This is a genomic window from Corynebacterium sp. UBA4397, from assembly GCF_002390965.1.
In the GTDB taxonomy this organism is placed as follows: Bacteria; Actinomycetota; Actinomycetes; order Mycobacteriales; family Mycobacteriaceae; genus Corynebacterium; species Corynebacterium flavescens.
Genome location: NZ_DGRD01000001.1, coordinates 11241 through 26163 on the forward strand (window position 1 = coordinate 11241; position 14923 = coordinate 26163).

General features: G+C 59.1%; 12 protein-coding genes and 2 tRNA genes. 7 read left to right on the forward strand and 7 right to left on the reverse strand.

The annotated features are described in order from the left end of the window. Positions 1–42: 42 nt before the first annotated feature. From B2696_RS00055 to B2696_RS00080, 6 genes are all read left to right on the forward strand, one after another. Positions 43–1509 carry a DUF3375 domain-containing protein gene (locus B2696_RS00055; protein ID WP_276623404.1) on the forward strand — a complete coding sequence of 489 codons (1467 nt, stop codon included), beginning with the start codon at positions 43–45 and terminating at the stop codon, positions 1507–1509. After that, on the forward strand, positions 1510–2133 hold the full coding sequence (locus B2696_RS00060; protein ID WP_286953094.1) for a DUF4194 domain-containing protein: 624 nt from the start codon (positions 1510–1512) through the stop codon (positions 2131–2133). Continuing rightward, positions 2130–5483, forward strand: a complete 3354-nt coding sequence (locus B2696_RS00065) for an ATP-binding protein (protein WP_286953097.1) — start codon at positions 2130–2132, stop codon at positions 5481–5483. The genes B2696_RS00060 and B2696_RS00065 overlap by 4 nt, the downstream gene beginning before the upstream one ends. Then, positions 5480–6595 (forward strand): Wadjet anti-phage system protein JetD domain-containing protein, encoded by a 1116-nt coding sequence (locus tag B2696_RS00070; RefSeq protein ID WP_286953098.1) that lies wholly within the window; start codon positions 5480–5482, stop codon positions 6593–6595. Before B2696_RS00065 ends, B2696_RS00070 begins: the two co-directional genes overlap by 4 nt. A 102-nt stretch (positions 6596–6697) precedes the next feature. Further along, complete coding sequence (locus B2696_RS00075; protein ID WP_075729685.1) at positions 6698–6949, forward strand: type II toxin-antitoxin system Phd/YefM family antitoxin; 252 nt, start codon at positions 6698–6700, stop codon at positions 6947–6949. Continuing rightward, the gene (locus B2696_RS00080) at positions 6949–7203 is read left to right on the forward strand and encodes a Txe/YoeB family addiction module toxin (protein ID WP_286953101.1); all 255 of its coding nucleotides are present in this window, start codon (positions 6949–6951) and stop codon (positions 7201–7203) included. Before B2696_RS00075 ends, B2696_RS00080 begins: the two co-directional genes overlap by 1 nt. 118 nt (positions 7204–7321) lie before the next feature. On the opposite strand, the gene B2696_RS00085 is transcribed toward B2696_RS00080, so the two are convergent. The 3 genes from B2696_RS00085 to gltX all read right to left on the reverse strand — a co-directional run bounded on the left by B2696_RS00085 (position 7322) and on the right by gltX (position 9182). Next, positions 7322–7394 (reverse strand) — tRNA-Glu (locus tag B2696_RS00085). Between the two features lie 37 nt (positions 7395–7431). Further along, positions 7432–7503 (reverse strand) — tRNA-Gln (locus B2696_RS00090). Between the two features lie 188 nt (positions 7504–7691). Next, positions 7692–9182: a glutamate--tRNA ligase gene (gltX, locus tag B2696_RS00095; protein ID WP_286953103.1), complete on the reverse strand. Its 1491-nt coding sequence runs from the start codon at positions 9180–9182 to the stop codon at positions 7692–7694. Positions 9183–9293: 111 nt separating this feature from the next. On the opposite strand from gltX, the gene B2696_RS00100 reads away from it, so the two are divergent. After that, positions 9294–10397 carry an isochorismate synthase gene (locus B2696_RS00100; protein WP_075729682.1) on the forward strand — a complete coding sequence of 368 codons (1104 nt, stop codon included), beginning with the start codon at positions 9294–9296 and terminating at the stop codon, positions 10395–10397. Between the two features lie 14 nt (positions 10398–10411). Here the strand turns inward: B2696_RS00100 and B2696_RS00105 are convergent, their stop codons facing one another. Genes B2696_RS00105 through B2696_RS00120 form a run of 4 tightly spaced genes read right to left on the reverse strand, consistent with a single transcriptional unit; the run spans position 10412 to position 14802 of the window. Then, the gene (locus B2696_RS00105) at positions 10412–11221 is read right to left on the reverse strand and encodes a fumarylacetoacetate hydrolase family protein (RefSeq protein WP_286953106.1); all 810 of its coding nucleotides are present in this window, start codon (positions 11219–11221) and stop codon (positions 10412–10414) included. 49 nt (positions 11222–11270) lie between these two features. After that, positions 11271–11912: an exonuclease domain-containing protein gene (locus B2696_RS00110; protein WP_286953108.1), complete on the reverse strand. Its 642-nt coding sequence runs from the start codon at positions 11910–11912 to the stop codon at positions 11271–11273. Beyond that, positions 11912–13765 carry a DUF294 nucleotidyltransferase-like domain-containing protein gene (locus B2696_RS00115; protein WP_286953110.1) on the reverse strand — a complete coding sequence of 618 codons (1854 nt, stop codon included), beginning with the start codon at positions 13763–13765 and terminating at the stop codon, positions 11912–11914. Before B2696_RS00115 ends, B2696_RS00110 begins: the two co-directional genes overlap by 1 nt. Positions 13766–13785: 20 nt before the next feature. Next, positions 13786–14802, reverse strand: coding sequence for a 3-isopropylmalate dehydrogenase (locus B2696_RS00120; RefSeq protein WP_286953112.1), 1017 nt, complete (start codon positions 14800–14802; stop codon positions 13786–13788). Between the last annotated feature and the right edge of the window lie 121 nt (positions 14803–14923).

Here is a 14923-nt window from a genome sequence, read left to right on the forward strand (position 1 = left end):
AATCATCTTGGTGTGTCCAAGCCTTGTGGCACACTAATGACCATGAGCTCGCTCTCCCAAGTGTTGTCATTTCAACGCATTCTGAAGGACTCCTCAGCCGTCCGCCTGTTGACCGCCACTAATGCGCCTTTTGTGCTGGCTACCGTTGCCGTTCACTTCGGCGACTCTCCTACCGCGCGTCCGGCATCCGAGCTGTATGAATTAATGGCGGCAGACTTGGCGGTGCTTCGTCAAAACGGGATGGATCTGCCAAAGACTCCAGCAGAATACTGCACCGATTGGGTTCGCAGTCGGTGGCTAATGCGCAAGGCAGGAAACCAGCGAACCGGAGAATTGCTTGAACCTTCCACAGACGCGCTAAGTGCTCTTCATACAGTCCAGAGCTGGGAAAAGCCACGCTCCTCAGTCACTGCTTCGCGGTTGGAATCAATCTCCGAAGCTCTAGGCAGCCTTGCTCGAGACACCGACCCGAACATCTCCTCGCGCCTCGAACGCCTGCAACTCGAAAGAGATCGCCTAGATCGTGAAATCGAACGAGTCTCACGCGGTGACTTTGAGTTGCCATCTCCAGATCTGGTGTCTGAAAGGATCGGGGATATATTAACCTCCGCGTCTTCAGTACCCGCCGACTTCGCACGCGTGCGTCACGAGTTCGAGGTCCTAAACCGGACCCTGCGCCGACAATTACTGGATCCTGACTCCACCCGCGGTGACGTCTTAGACGATATTTTCACCGGCGTCGATGTCATCAGCAGCTCAGAGGCAGGTCGCAGTTTCAATGGCTTCTACTCCATCATTACGGACCCAGAGCGCAGCGCCTACATCGATAATTGGATCGACAAGATTCTCAGTAGCGAGTCCGCACGCGAACTTGATCCAGAGACCCGAGTATCGCTGCGCCGTCTCATCCGAGACATGGAGGAATCCGGAGCCGAAGTGAACTCCGTAATGACAGGGCTGGCGCGTTCGCTTCGCCATTATGTCGCCAGCGAGCAGTTCGCGGAGGACCGGAGAATGATTGAGCTGATCCGAGAAACCCGTGCTCTGGCTGCTGACGCCGTTGAAAAATTTGAACTGAGTGCGATTCATGCCATGGAGACTCCCCTTCAACGTATCGGTATGAGTATCCAGTCAGTGAGCTCAATTGTTCTCACTAATCCTGGTGAAGAAATAGTTGAGGGCGAAACTGCAGTAAATGCGCCGCAAGCACTGGACGTTAAAGAGCTATTGTCTGCGGTCCGTCAGTCCGAAATTGATCTAGAGGAGCTGATCAACTCAGTTCGGGACACCGTGACTTCAGGAACTGGCCAAGCCACCATCAGCCAAGTATTGACCAGGCACCCCGCAACTCAGGGACTGGGTAGCATTGTCGGGTTACTCCACTTGGGACTCAAATACGGTATCCCTAGCGGAAGGGCCGGGGAAGTTTCCTGGGAAGAGGGCGACTCAACGCGCCGTGCCACCATCGACCAGTACTCTTTTGATGTGACAAGCCTGGAGGAAATGTAGATGTCAAATACTGACCCGTTATGGACCGGAGACTTGGGAACTTTGACCCTTGACTCTCGCCGCGCTTTGGTACAGCTCCTAAAAGGTCCATTGATGCGCAAGTCTAAACATCCGGATCTGTGGTCAGCTCTCATCACGGACACCGAGGCCCTCCGTAGCCGCCTCGCCGATGTATTCCTCGACCTGATCATCGATGAGGAAGCCGGAATCGCCTTTACTCGTATGGTCACAATAGACAACGACTTAAAGGTTCCCGCAGTGCTGCGCGTCGACCGACTTAAGCACGTCGATACGTTGATCCTCTTGCACCTGCGCAGTGAACTAGGTCTGAGCACTCCCGGAGAGCGCGTAATCATTGATGCGGAGGAACTGCGTGACCAGGTTCGTTCCTACCAGCGTTCAGATGACTTGGATGACGCTGCATATACCAAGCGTTTTAACGCTGCGATCACCCGCATACGCAACACCTATAACCTACTCGATGACACCGAAACCGCCGGGCGCTATGAGGTTTCTCCGGTGTTGCGCCATATTTTCGATGCTGACACTGTAACCGCGCTCCGGGATGAGTACGCGCGTTACGCCGCAAAAGATAAAACGAGTAGTGCAAAGGACGAGCTATGAGTGACGTCTACCCCGGGCAATTCCGGCTCTCCCGAGTTCAGTTGATCAACTGGGGCACCTTTTCGGGTTATGTCGACATGCCCATCGCCCGCCGCGGGCATCTCATCACCGGCGGCTCTGGATCTGGTAAATCCACTCTCCTCGATGCCATGTCCTCCATCCTCGTTCCTCCCGTCAAGGTTCATTTCAATGAGGCGGCACAACAAGGACTCAGGCGGGAACAAGGACGTACCTTGGCGTCCTATATCCGGGGCGCATGGCGGCGCCGGGAAAATGCCGAGACCGGCGGCATCGCCTCGACCTTCCTGCGCAGCAAAGCCACCTACTCTGTAGTCGGGCTGACTTATGACAACGCTAAAGGCACCGTCTTCACACTCGTCGGCCTGTTCTATCTAAGGGCAGGTGACACGGCAAACGCGCAAGTACAGAAATTCTATGGCATGATTCCCGCCAGCGTCGATGTACGAGAATTCGAACAGTTTCTCAAGGCAGGCGTCGACAAGCGAAAGATAAAGAGCACATTCGCCGATGGTCGCTTCAGCGACCAATACCGCGTTTTCGCCGACTACTTTCGGCCGCGTCTGGGCATGCGCAGCGAAGAAGCGCAACTGCTCCTGCATCGTACACAGTCGGCGAAGTCCCTGACGAGCCTCGACCAACTCTTTCGCGACTATATGCTCGAGCCGCCGACTACTTTCGCCATGGCCGAGGAAGCGGTCGAACAATTCGACGATCTGCGCCAGGCCTATCACCGCGTCGTCGACGTCCGCGCCCAGATCGATACTCTTCAGCCACTGGTTGGCCTGCGGGACCAACGCTCCAACGCGGAGGTCAGCAAAGCTCACGCACTAGAGATGAAGCGGGCCTTTCCGGCGGTCCGAGACAGTTTGCACTTAGCGGGGAACCGCGATCGCTTGGCAGAGTTGACCACGGAGGTAACGGCAGCTGACTCCCATGTTGCTCAATTGCAAGAAGCACTAGACCAAGCGCAAAAGCAGGTTACCTCGGCCACTGCGGCGCTCCAGGCCCAAGGTGATGGCCGTCTTGGAGTCCTTGAGGAACAAGACTCTCGGGCTAGGGAAAAGCGCGCATGGCGCCTAGAAAATAGAACTAAAGTCCACAATGCTGTGCAGTCCGTCGGAGGCGCCATGCCCACCGACGCCGAAGGATACGCACAGCTGCTAGTCCAAGTCCAAGAGATTGAGTCGAACTCCCCTGAGCAGATTAGCCTTTGGGAAGCAGAACAGATCAGTGATGAAGTGGACCGCCGCGGTTTAAAGAAGCAGAGCGAAGAACTTGCGGCCGAGTTAAGCTCCTTGAGTCAGCGCAGCAGTAATATAGACCGGCGCTATATTCACGTAAGGAAGCAACTTGCTGAGTCGTTGCAAGTCACTGAACAGGAACTTCCATTCGCCGGTGAGCTCATCGATGTTCGCCATGATCAGCGGCGCTGGGAGCCGGTCGTCCAGAGACTCTTGGGCAGCTTCGCCACCACACTGTTGGTCCCTGAGCGTCTTGCGCGCACCATCAATAGCTACGTCAATCGGACTAGCCTCGGCATTCGATTAACTTATCGAGTCATTCCATCAAACATTGTTCCTTCCCGCCGTTCTGGGAGCCCAAGGGCCCTGAGCAATAAGCTCGGCTTCCTCGAGGCACCAATGTCGACGTGGGTGCGTAACGAGATACTGCGAGTTTATGACTACGAATGCGTCGATAACGAACAAGAACTAGAAGCCCTTGGAGCCCATCAACAGGGCGCAACCATCAAAGGGCTTGTGCGTGAGCGAACCCACAAGGATGGATCGGTCGGCTATGTCAAAGATGACCGCCGCAGGCTAGGTGATCTCTCTTCTTATCGTTTGGGAACCTCCAACGACGAGAAAGTCGAGCTGTTGCGTAAAGAAATCTCCAGACTGAACTCAAAGATCACTGCCACTGAGAACCGAATTAAAGAAAAGAAACGCCTGATCGACCGTGAACGAGAGATGATCGATTGCGCAGAAAAGATTGCCCAGTATACCTTTGACCAGATCGACATCCGTGTCGATGATGCCAGTCTCGAGGCCTTGGCAAAACAGCGCGCTGATATCCTAACTTCCCCTGAGTTGGCGCAGCTCCAGCAGTTGGTCAACGAAGCAGAGAATCGTTATGCGGAGGTAAACTCCAGTTACCGAGCCGCCGACCGCAAGGCTGCGCAGCTCGCAGGAGAAATTACTACCGTCAACCAAGACGTAGCCCGCCTGGAATCCGAGTTGGCCAACCGCGAGAAGGTCGAGGACGCTACCTACGCGGAGTTAAGCTCTCTCATCGGCGAAATCACTCGTCGCGTGACTCAGCGCAACATTGACCAGATGACCGAAAAAATTATCGGGAAACTCGATGCCACGATTTCTTCCTGCGAGACCGCTATCACTGAGGCGAATTCCCGCATCACCCGGATATTGACCCAGTACATCTCCGAATGGCCGGCCGAGAAGTCTGAGCTGCGAGACGATCCCAGCTTCGCGGGCGAGGCCATCAATCGCCTGACATTCCTGCGCCGCGATCGACTAGGTGATTTTGAGGGACGTTTCCTCGACCTCATGAATGAAAGCTCAGTGAAGAACCTAGGCGCGTTATCTACTGCGCTGCGCCGCGCCCGCGGAGATATCGAAACGCGATTGCAACCGGTCAACGAATCACTCGGAGATTCGGAGTTTAATGCCGGCCGCTGGTTAAAGGTCGAAGTCCGGGACAACCGCAATGCTGATGCGTTGAAGTTTATGAACGATCTCACGGAGGCAACAAGTGGCGCGATGGCCGCCACTCGCGACCGAGACATTAAGGAGGCCGAGAAGCGCTACCAAGCACTCTCCATCATCCTGGATCGCCTCGGCAGTGACAACGCCGAGGATCAACGCTGGCGCCGTCTGGTCCTAGACACCCGCCTGCATGTCCGCTTCATCGCCTCGGAGATCGACGCCACAGGAGGCGTTTTAAACACCTACGTCGATTCGGCTTCCCTTTCCGGCGGGCAGGCCCAGAAACTGGTGTTCTTCTGCTTGGCTGCGGCACTGCGCTTCCGCCTCGCCGAAGCCGACGAGGCGCATCCGCGCTACGCCACGGTAGTGCTCGACGAGGCCTTCGACCGCGCCGATCCCGCTTTTACTCGCACCGCTATGAATATTTTTAGCGAGTTCGGATTCCACATGGTTTTGGCCACACCCCTAAAGCTCGTTCAAACGCTCTCTCCCTACGTTGACGGCACCGTAGTAATCAATTACTCCGAAGGAGTCGATGACAAAGGCAACGACGTGGCAAGGTCTGGGTGGGCCCACATCGATTCTTCCGCGGAGGGCACACAGTGAGGTTTCCTGCCGACGTTTCCCGGCTCGCCGCCAGACAGTTCGCTTCGCGGCTTCCGGAGCTTCTCGATGCCGATTCATATGAGTGGTCCTTACCTCTCCACGCTCCTCAAGCCTCTACCGCCTCGATAGATTTTGACACGGTTCAGGATTTTATCCGCACTTGGCAGGGCTGGACTGGCCCCGGAAGCATCACAACCAAAAGCAAGCACTGGCATCGCGCTGGCTTGGGAATCCAGCAGGTGCCAACTCGCATCAGCACGTCGACCCCTGCGGAGTTCGCCGCACTGGCGGGTGCCACAGAGGACTTTAAGGCTCTACAGGAAAAACTGGTGCTCCTCGGCAGTGCAAATACCGAACGTGCCTTAGAAGTAATTCAATTGTGGCGCGACCTAACACCGCAAGAATGCGCCTGGGTACCTCAAGTGGTGGACTGGTTTCGGGTCAATCCTAGCTCTGGCCTGCGCCCCCGTAGCGTGCCCGTGGCGGGAGTCCACGGCAAATGGCTGGAGCACCACGCACGGTTGGTGCGCCATCTGCTAGGAGTCGAAGACCTTGGTCTCGTCTCCGGCGATCACCTTATCCGCCTGCGAATCTTAGATAGATCACTGGGCACTGGGCTTATCGATGTCTCCACTCCCCTCGCAGAGGCTTCCACGCTGTGGCCAGCAGGCGGGCCATCGAGCGGGCCACAAGTCGCATTGATAGTAGAGAACAAGGAAACCTTCTTAAATCTGACTAACGCTTGGCCTAGCACCGTCGCAGTATGGGGTGCTGGCTACGCGGTGGGCATGCTAGACCGCCTGCCGTGGCTCCACCGCTGCCAAAGGCTTGTGTACTGGGGTGACCTCGATGCCGAGGGCTTTGCTATCCTTCACCGGCTGCGCCACCACTTCCCGACGGTTGAGTCTGTGCTTATGTCGCCAGCTGACGTCGACCGCTGGGCCCACCTCGGCGTCCCGGACCCAGGCAACTATGCCACCGACCTGCCGCTCCTCAGCAGCGAAGAGTCCGATACCCGGCGGGCCCTGCTCATGCATGGCAAGATCCGTATCGAGCAGGAGCGCATTCCCTGGGACGCTGCTCTGGAAGCTCTCGATGAAAGACTCAGGTAGTTTCCCCTGCCTCCCGCGGCCATGGCGGAGACGGTGACTCCACTCTGAATGGGTGGTACCGTAATGTGGTACATGTTGGCAGAATGATTGGAGGTTCCAGCAATGTCCATCACCGCAAGTGAAGCCCGGAGGACGCTCTTTCCATTGATCGAGCGAATCAACGCCGATCGGGACGCAGTGGAGATCGTTTCTCGCAAAGGCAATGCCGTTTTGATGCCCGCCGACGAGTACGCAGCGTGGCAGGAGACGGCCTATCTATTCCGTTCTCCGGCAAATGCGCGCAGGCTGCTTGATTCCTATGAGCGTGCACGCGCAGGCGCGGTCCAGGAGCACGAGCTTGACCGAGACGAATAATGCGTCTCGTCTGGGACAAGTCGGCGTGGGAGGACTATAAGCATTGGCAAACCATTGATCGGCGCATACTAAAACGCATCAACACCCTGATCGATGCATGCCTGCGCGAACCTTTCGAAGGCATTGGAAAGCCCGAGCAACTCAAGTACGGCGCACAAGGGGCGTGGTCACGGCGGATCACCGATGAACACCGCCTGGTCTATCTAGTCGCTGGAGAAGATCTAATCATTCTTCAGGCCCGCTACCACTACTGAAGATCGAAACCACGCCTGCATTATCAACGCCGATAACGGAGACGCTCAAAATGGGCCTCCACCCGGACGAGAAAATCCCGAGCCACGATACTGCATGTGACCCGGGATTGTGCTTTTGTACCCCGTACGGGATTTGAACCCGTGTTACCGCCGTGAGAGGGCGGCGTCCTAGGCCGCTAGACGAACGGGGCATAGAACAAGTGATTGCTGCTTCGGCAGTTCTCACTGCTGGCCTACCAGGACTCGAACCTAGAATGGCGGTACCAGAAACCGCTGTGTTGCCAATTACACCATAGGCCAATCATTGCATTGAGCTCTGTTCGGAGGGATTGTACTCGCTCCGTCGCGCTCTCTGCAACGGTTTATAACTATAACCACCACCGCCCGAAAGCGCCAAATCGGCAGCTAGTTGGTGATTTTTGAGGCGCCGGGCGAGCGTGGTCTGGTTACCTAATGACAACCATGGAAGTTAGCTAGTAGTTGCTTCCCTACTGAGTGGCGGGGACGAAGGGCGTGCGCTCCTTGGCCGCACGCAGGCGGTAGAGGGTGGAGTCCTTGCCCAGCAGCTCCATGGATTCGAACAGCGGCGGGGAGACGGCCTGGCCGGAGATGGCAACGCGCAGGGCACCGTAGGCCTTGCGGGGCTTGAGTTCGAGGTCCTCGATAAGGGCCTTGGAAAGGGCGGCCTCGATGGTGGCGGTGTTCCAGTCGGCGGGGTCGATGCCTTCGAGGATGTCGATGGAGACCTCAAGCGGCTGGAGGGCGTCTTCCTTGAGGTTCTTCTTCGCGGACTTCTCATCCAGGGTGAGTTCGGCGTCGGGGATGACGAGGAAGGCGAGGAGACCATAGGCTTCGGAAAGCGTCTTGATGCGGGTCTGTACGAGGTCGGCGGCGAAGGCGAACTTGGCGGAGTCGTAGTCGGCCGGGAAGTCGGTGTACTCGCTCAGGTACTCGCGCAGGCGGGTAGCGAAGTCGGCGGGCTCAAGCAGACGGATGTGGTCGGCGTTGATGGCCTCGAGCTTCTTCTGGTCGAAGCGGGCGGGGTTGGCCAGCACGTCATGGATGTCGAAGTTGGCAACGAGCTCATCGACGGAGAAGATGTCCTGATCGGCAGACAGGGACCAGCCCAGCAGAGAGAGGTAGTTGAGCATGCCCTCCGGGATGATGCCGGCGTAACGGTGGTTGAAGAGGTTGGACTGCGGGTCGCGCTTGGAGAGCTTCTTGTTGCCCTCCCCCATGACGAAGGGCAGGTGGCCAAACTCCGGGGTGAAGGTGGCGATGCCGATGCCCTTGAGCGCCTCATACATGGCCAGCTGACGCGGGGTGGAGGAAAGCAGATCCTCGCCGCGCAAGACGTGGGTGATGCGCATGAGCGCGTCATCGACCGGGTTGACCAGGGTATAAAGCGGGGCGCCATTGGAGCGGGCGACCACGTAATCCGGCTGGGTGGAGGACTTGAAGGTCAGCTCCCCGCGCACGAGGTCGTTCCAGGACCAGTCCTGCTCCGGCATGCGCAGGCGCCAGACCGGCTTGCGTCCGGCGGCCTCGAATTCGGCGACCTGCTCTGCGGTGAGATCGCGGTCGAAGTTGTCGTAGCCGAGTTTCGGGTCGCGCCCGGCGGCCTTGTGGCGCTCCTCTACTTCCTCCGCGGTGGAATAGGCCGGATAGACATAGCCGGCCTCCTTGAGCTTTTCAAGGACGTTAGCGTAGATGTCCATGCGCTGGGACTGGCGGTAGGGAGCATCGGGGCCGCCGACGCCCACTCCCTCATCCCAGCCCAGGCCGAGCCAGTTGAGGGAATCGATAATCGCCTGGAAGGATTCCTCGGAATCGCGGGCAGCATCGGTGTCCTCGATGCGGAAGATGAGCTTGCCGCCGGTGTGGCGCGCATAGGCCCAGTTAAATAGGGCGGTGCGCACCATGCCGACGTGCGGGGTGCCGGTTGGAGATGGGCAGAAACGTACACGAACTTCAGTCATGCCCTACATCGTAGTTCAGGCAGGTGCGCGGCTTGGATAAGGGGAGGAAAGTTGGACAATCTTCCGGTGCGAATTCTGTAGATAAAAGCCCAAGAACTAAGGTGGATGGACATGCACGCAGACAGACCCACCACCGCGCCCGATTTCCTCCTCTCCCGAGCAACGGGATCGGTGCGCACCCAGGGCAGCCTGCGAACCTTCCAGGATCCCCAGGATGCCATCGAGGCACTGCGCGCCGGCGAGGTGGAGATGGTCGTCGGCGCCCTGCCTTTTGATGTGGGTGAGCCGGCTGCGTTGACGGTGCCACGCAGCATCATTCGGGAGGAAGGCCCCCTCGAGCCACATGCCTACTATCGCCAGGGCACGCTGCAGGCCCGCGTGGTGGGTTTTGATCCCGAGCCCGAGGAGCACCTGCGCCGCGTGGAGGCAGCCATTGCCACCATCGAGTCCTCGAAGCTGGAGAAGGTCGTGCTGGCCCGCGCAGTCGACATCGAGTTCGCGCGCCCAGTGGATCCCCGCCTCGTTGCCGCGCGCCTTATTGATCTTTCCGCCAACCGCGATGGATTCATTGCTGATCTCACCCCGGCCGGCCGCCCAGGCGCGATGCTCGTTGGTTCCTCACCGGAGGTACTGGTGAAGAAGCAGGGTTCCACGGTCACGGCCTTTCCGCTGGCCGGGTCTACCCCGCGCTTGGCAGACAAGGCACGCGATTATGTCGCAGGTCAAGACCTCCTGCACTCGGGGAAGGACCTGCGGGAGCACGCATTCGTCGTCAAGCATCTGCGCCGCATCTTGAGCCCCTTGTGTACGCACCTTGACGCACCGGAGACGCCGGAGTTGATGTCCACCAATGAGATGTGGCACCTGGGGACGCCGGTGGCCGGCACCCTACAGGATCCGAGTATTAGTGCCCTCGAGCTTGCCACCTTAGTCCATCCCACCCCAGCTATCTGTGGCACCCCTACCGAGGCTGCGCAGGCGCTTATCGATACCGCCGAGACCGACCGCGGCTTCTACGCCGGGGCCGTGGGCTGGTGTGATAGCAGCGGGGACGGAGAATACATGGTGGCCATTCGCTGCGCTGAAGTGGGCGGCGAGGGCCTTAGTGCCCGCGCCTGGGCAGGCGGCGGAATCGTGGAGGATTCCATCGCCGAGGAGGAGCTGGCCGAAACCTCGGCCAAGCTGCGCACCATCCTGCGGGCGCTGGGGCTTTAGCGCTGAGCCTGTAACTAAGCCCGAGCGATGGGGTTGATGAGCGAACCCACGCCAGGGATGTCGATCTCGATGGAGTCCCCCGGGACCATCGGTGCAGTGCCAGCCGGAGAACCGGTGGTGATGACGTCACCGGGCAAGAGGGTGAAGGAGGCGGAAATCTCCTCAAGGATGCCGCCCATCTTCACGATCATCTGGTCGGTGTTGGAGTCCTGCTTCTGCTCACGGTGGCCATCATGGGTCAGGAAAGCGTTGATCTTCTGATCATCGAGGTTGAGCTTGTCCAGGTCAGTTTCGATCCAGGGGCCGAGCGGGCAGAAGGTGTCCATGCCCTTGGCGCGCGCCCACTGCCCGTCCTGAAATTGCAGGTCACGGGAGGAAACATCGTTGCAGATGGTATAACCCAAGACGTGGGCTTTCCAGTTTTCAGCCTTGATATTCTTCGAAGGCTTGGAGATGACAACGGCTAGCTCGCCCTCGAACTCGACCTTGGTGGCGAATTCCGGGATCTTGATCGGGGCGCCTGGGCCGATGACCGCGGTAGAGGGCTTGATAAAGATGGTCGGCGGAAGCGAATCCGCGGACTGCTTGAATACCTCGGCGACGTGGTCGGCGTAGTTGCGTCCCAGCGCAACGACCTTGGTGGGCAAGGTAGGAGCCAGGAGGCGGACATCGCTCAACTTCCACTCGCGTCCGGTTGGCTCCGGGCTGGTAAAGGGCGTTCCAGCAATTTCCTTCACTACTAGTTGTTCTGCTGGAGCTTCATCGGGGCCGTCAATAACGGCAAAACATATCCCATCAGGGTGAGCAATTCTTCCTAAACGCATAACGGCCATACTACTAAGATCCTCATTAACGGCTATGCAAAGGCTCCACTTAATTGTTGTTAATCTGTGTAACACGGGTGAGGTCGCCCAAGGTATCACTCCCCCGGTCTGCGCTCAGGGCCAAGTAGAGCTCGGCACAGGCCAGGGCATCGCTAAGAGCGTTGTGCGCTGCATAGCGTGGCAATCCATAGCGCTCACGCACCCGGGGTAGACGCAGGTCTTCTCCACGCGGGTAGGTCCCCATCCGCTCCATGTGCCGGCGCTCCAAGGCAAAAGTATCCACCACCCGCAGCCGCGGCCGCACACCATGGAGCCTCGTGGTAGCTGCGCTCAAGAAACCCACCTCTAAGGCGGCGAAGTGTGCCAGCAGCGCCCTTCCGCGCAGCGCATCGAGCAATCTCGCGATGGCCTCGTCATAGTCCACTCCCGCCTCCAAAGCCTGGTCCGTCAGGCCGTGGATGGTGGCCGAGTCCCCCACCTGCGATCCTTTGATGAGGACGTAGCCCGCCTGTGCCAGGATTATTCTCCCGCCTGTGACCGGCACCCAGCCGATGGAAAGAAGGCGGTCCTTACCCGGATGCACTCCGGTGGTCTCCATGTCCACCGCCAAAAGGTCAAGCTCGGCCACGCTTGTCGAAGGCGCCGGCGCCTGCAGGTCCAGCCGGTCTCGAAAGCGATCGAAGATACCCATCAGATATTCCGAACCGGATACTTGGTGGCCAGCGCCGATTGCATGGACTTAATAGCCCTGAAGGCATCACGCAGCCGCTCGCGTTCGAGCTTGGTCAAGGACTTAGGAGAAATGTGATAATCCGGCGCCTCACCCGCCCGCAGTTGCGCTGCTTGGTGGCGCAGCCCTATAAAGGTGAGGAAATCAAAGGCATCCTCCAGATCTCTCGCCCCCTGGGCACTAACCGTATCCCCAGCGGATTGGCGCAGGCGCTCGCGCGTATCTACGGCTTCCATCCCCCCTGCCAGGGCAAAAAGACGCGCCATCTGGACAATGCCAGCCGTTCCGCCCTTCTTGATGTCAAGGGTGTCGGCGTAGTCCCCATCGCGTTCAACCACGAGCCCGCGGAAGAATGTCAAAGGCGGCTCGCGGCGCGCGGCTAGGCTTGCTAAGTGAGCGTGGAGCCTGCGCGCGGGGCGGGCGGCGGAAACCGCATAGGAATGCACCTCGGAGACGAGCTGCTGTGCGCCAAAGATGGAGCGCATATCGAAAAAGATCTGCGCGTTGAGCAGGGCATCCGGCTCTGGTGCGGCAATCCAATCGTGGAAGGTTGCCTTCCAGTCAGATACCGTCATGCGCCAGCGCGGCACCATTGCCATCATCTCCCCGGGGCACAGCACCTGGCCCGCGCCGGCCAAGCCGCGGCAGACATACTCACTCAATTGCGCAAAGTACTCCCCGTGCGCGGCCTCATCATAGGAATCATCTAAGACCAGCGCATTGTCTTGATCAGAGGCCATTGCCATCTCGCGTCTGCCTTGTGAGCCCACCGCGACGAAGGCATAAGGCACAGGAGGCGGGCCCAGTTCTTCCTCTGCGAGGGTGCACAGTCGGCGGCCAAGGGCGTCGGCAGCCAGGGTGAGCATGCTCGCCGCCTCCTGCGGCGAGCTGCCGCGTTCTACGTAGCGCGCGGCCAGGGTAGCTGCCTCACCATATGCGCCTTCCAAGGCTGCGGGCGAGGATCGCCGGCTAAAGTCTGCGGTGAGATAAATGGGGTCATTGTGCAAAAGCCGCGTGATATCGCTCTGGCTGATGATCCCGGCGAGCTTGCCACTATCAACCACAGGCAGATGGTGAATGGACATCTGCGCCATGTGCAGCAGCGCCTCCATAGCCGGCGCATCGGAGGCCACCGTGACTGGGTGCGGGGTCATAATCTCGGAGACAGGCGTAGCTGGATCTACCCCGGCGGCCAGTACTCGAGCGCGCAAGTCACGATCAGTGATGATCCCTTGCAGGCTCGTGCCCTGTGCAATGAGCAAGGAGGATACCCCACGCTCAGCCATCAATGTGGCGGCCTCGCGGATGCTGGTCTCGGGCGAAGCCTGCAACGCCGGATCGCCCAAGAGCTCGGAGATCTTGGTGCGCAGGACATCGGTCGGCGCGTCATCCACGAGCTCCTTTGCTGCTGCTCGGACTTGGCGCGACTGGGCTGAATAAAAGCGCTCGACCGCTGGATTCTCCTCAATAAGAGCGAGAAAACCAGGGCGATCTAGCTCAAAGAGGAGGCTATCTTCTACGGCCTCGAGAGAAAAGTGGCTCAGAGAGCCACTGACCAGCGAGGAGTAGCCACAGGCAAAACCCGCCTCACGGCGATCCAAGAGCAGTCCGTCCGGGTCGATGACATCGACCGCTCCAGAGCGGATGATAAAAAGAGTATCGTTGTTCGCTCCTGCGGCAACGAGTTCTTCCCCGCGGCGTGCGTAGCGAATACGCAACGCCGCGGAAAGCTCATCAAGGACGGGGCCTGTAAGGCGGGAAAAGGGCTCATGCTGGGCGAGGAAGCCACGGACCTCGTCTAGTTCGACGCTCATGCGTCAAACATACCGTGTGGCTAGGCCAGTGCGGCCGCGATTCGATCCCCAATTTCCGTGGTATTGAGCGGGCCATCTCCACGAGTGGAGACATCCGCCGCCACGGCCTCCTCGATGCGGGCCGCATTGGCCTCGTCGCCGAGGTGGCGCAGCAGCATAGCTGCGGACAATATAGCCGCGGAGGGATCGGCGATTCCCTTGCCAGCGATATCCGGCGCCGAGCCGTGGACGGGCTCAAACATCGAAGGATTCTTTCCGGAAGCATCGATGTTTCCGGAAGCTGCCAAGCCAATACCGCCCGTGACGGCCCCTGCCAGATCCGTAAGGATATCGCCAAAGAGGTTATCCGTGACGATGACATCATAGCGACCGGGATCTGTGACCATGTAGATGGTGGCGGCGTCGATATGGTTGTAGTCCACCTCGACGTCCGGGAACTCACTGGCTACCTCATCCACGGTGCGCTGCCACAGGCCGCCGGCATTAACGAGCACGTTGGTCTTGTGCACCAGCGTGAGGTGGCCGCGACGCGCCTGCGCGCGGGCGAAGGCATCACGCACGACGCGTTCGACGCCGAAGCGCGTGTTCTGGGAGATCTCGCTAGCGATCTCGTGCTCGGTACCCTCGCGCAGGGTTCCGCCGTTCCCGCAGTAGAGCCCTTCGGTGCCTTCACGGACGACGACGAAGTCGATCTCGCCGGGATTAGCCAGCGGAGAATGCGAGGTGGGATAGAGCTTGGAGGGACGCAGATTAACGTGATGATCGAGTGCGAAGCGCATCTTGAGCAGGAGGCCACGCTCCAGGATGCCGGGAGGAACCGAACCTGGGGCGCCAACGGCACCCAGCAAGATAGCGTCATGCTCGCGCAGCGAAGCGAGATCCTCGTCGGTGAGGAGCTCGCCGTTGCGCAGGTAGCGCCGAGCGCCTAGATCATAATCTGTGGTTTCGATATCATCGCGCACCGCACGCAGAACCTTCAGCGCCTCCGCCGTTACCTCTGGTCCGATGCCGTCTCCGCCAATTACCGCGAGTTTCATTTTGCGGGATTCCTTTCTCACGTACTGGACTATTTGCTTCAGCTTAGCACGCAAAAAAGATGGCGGAGCGGGTTCCCAAAATCCGGAACCCTCTCCGCCTAGCCCCCGCCTGACTATCGGC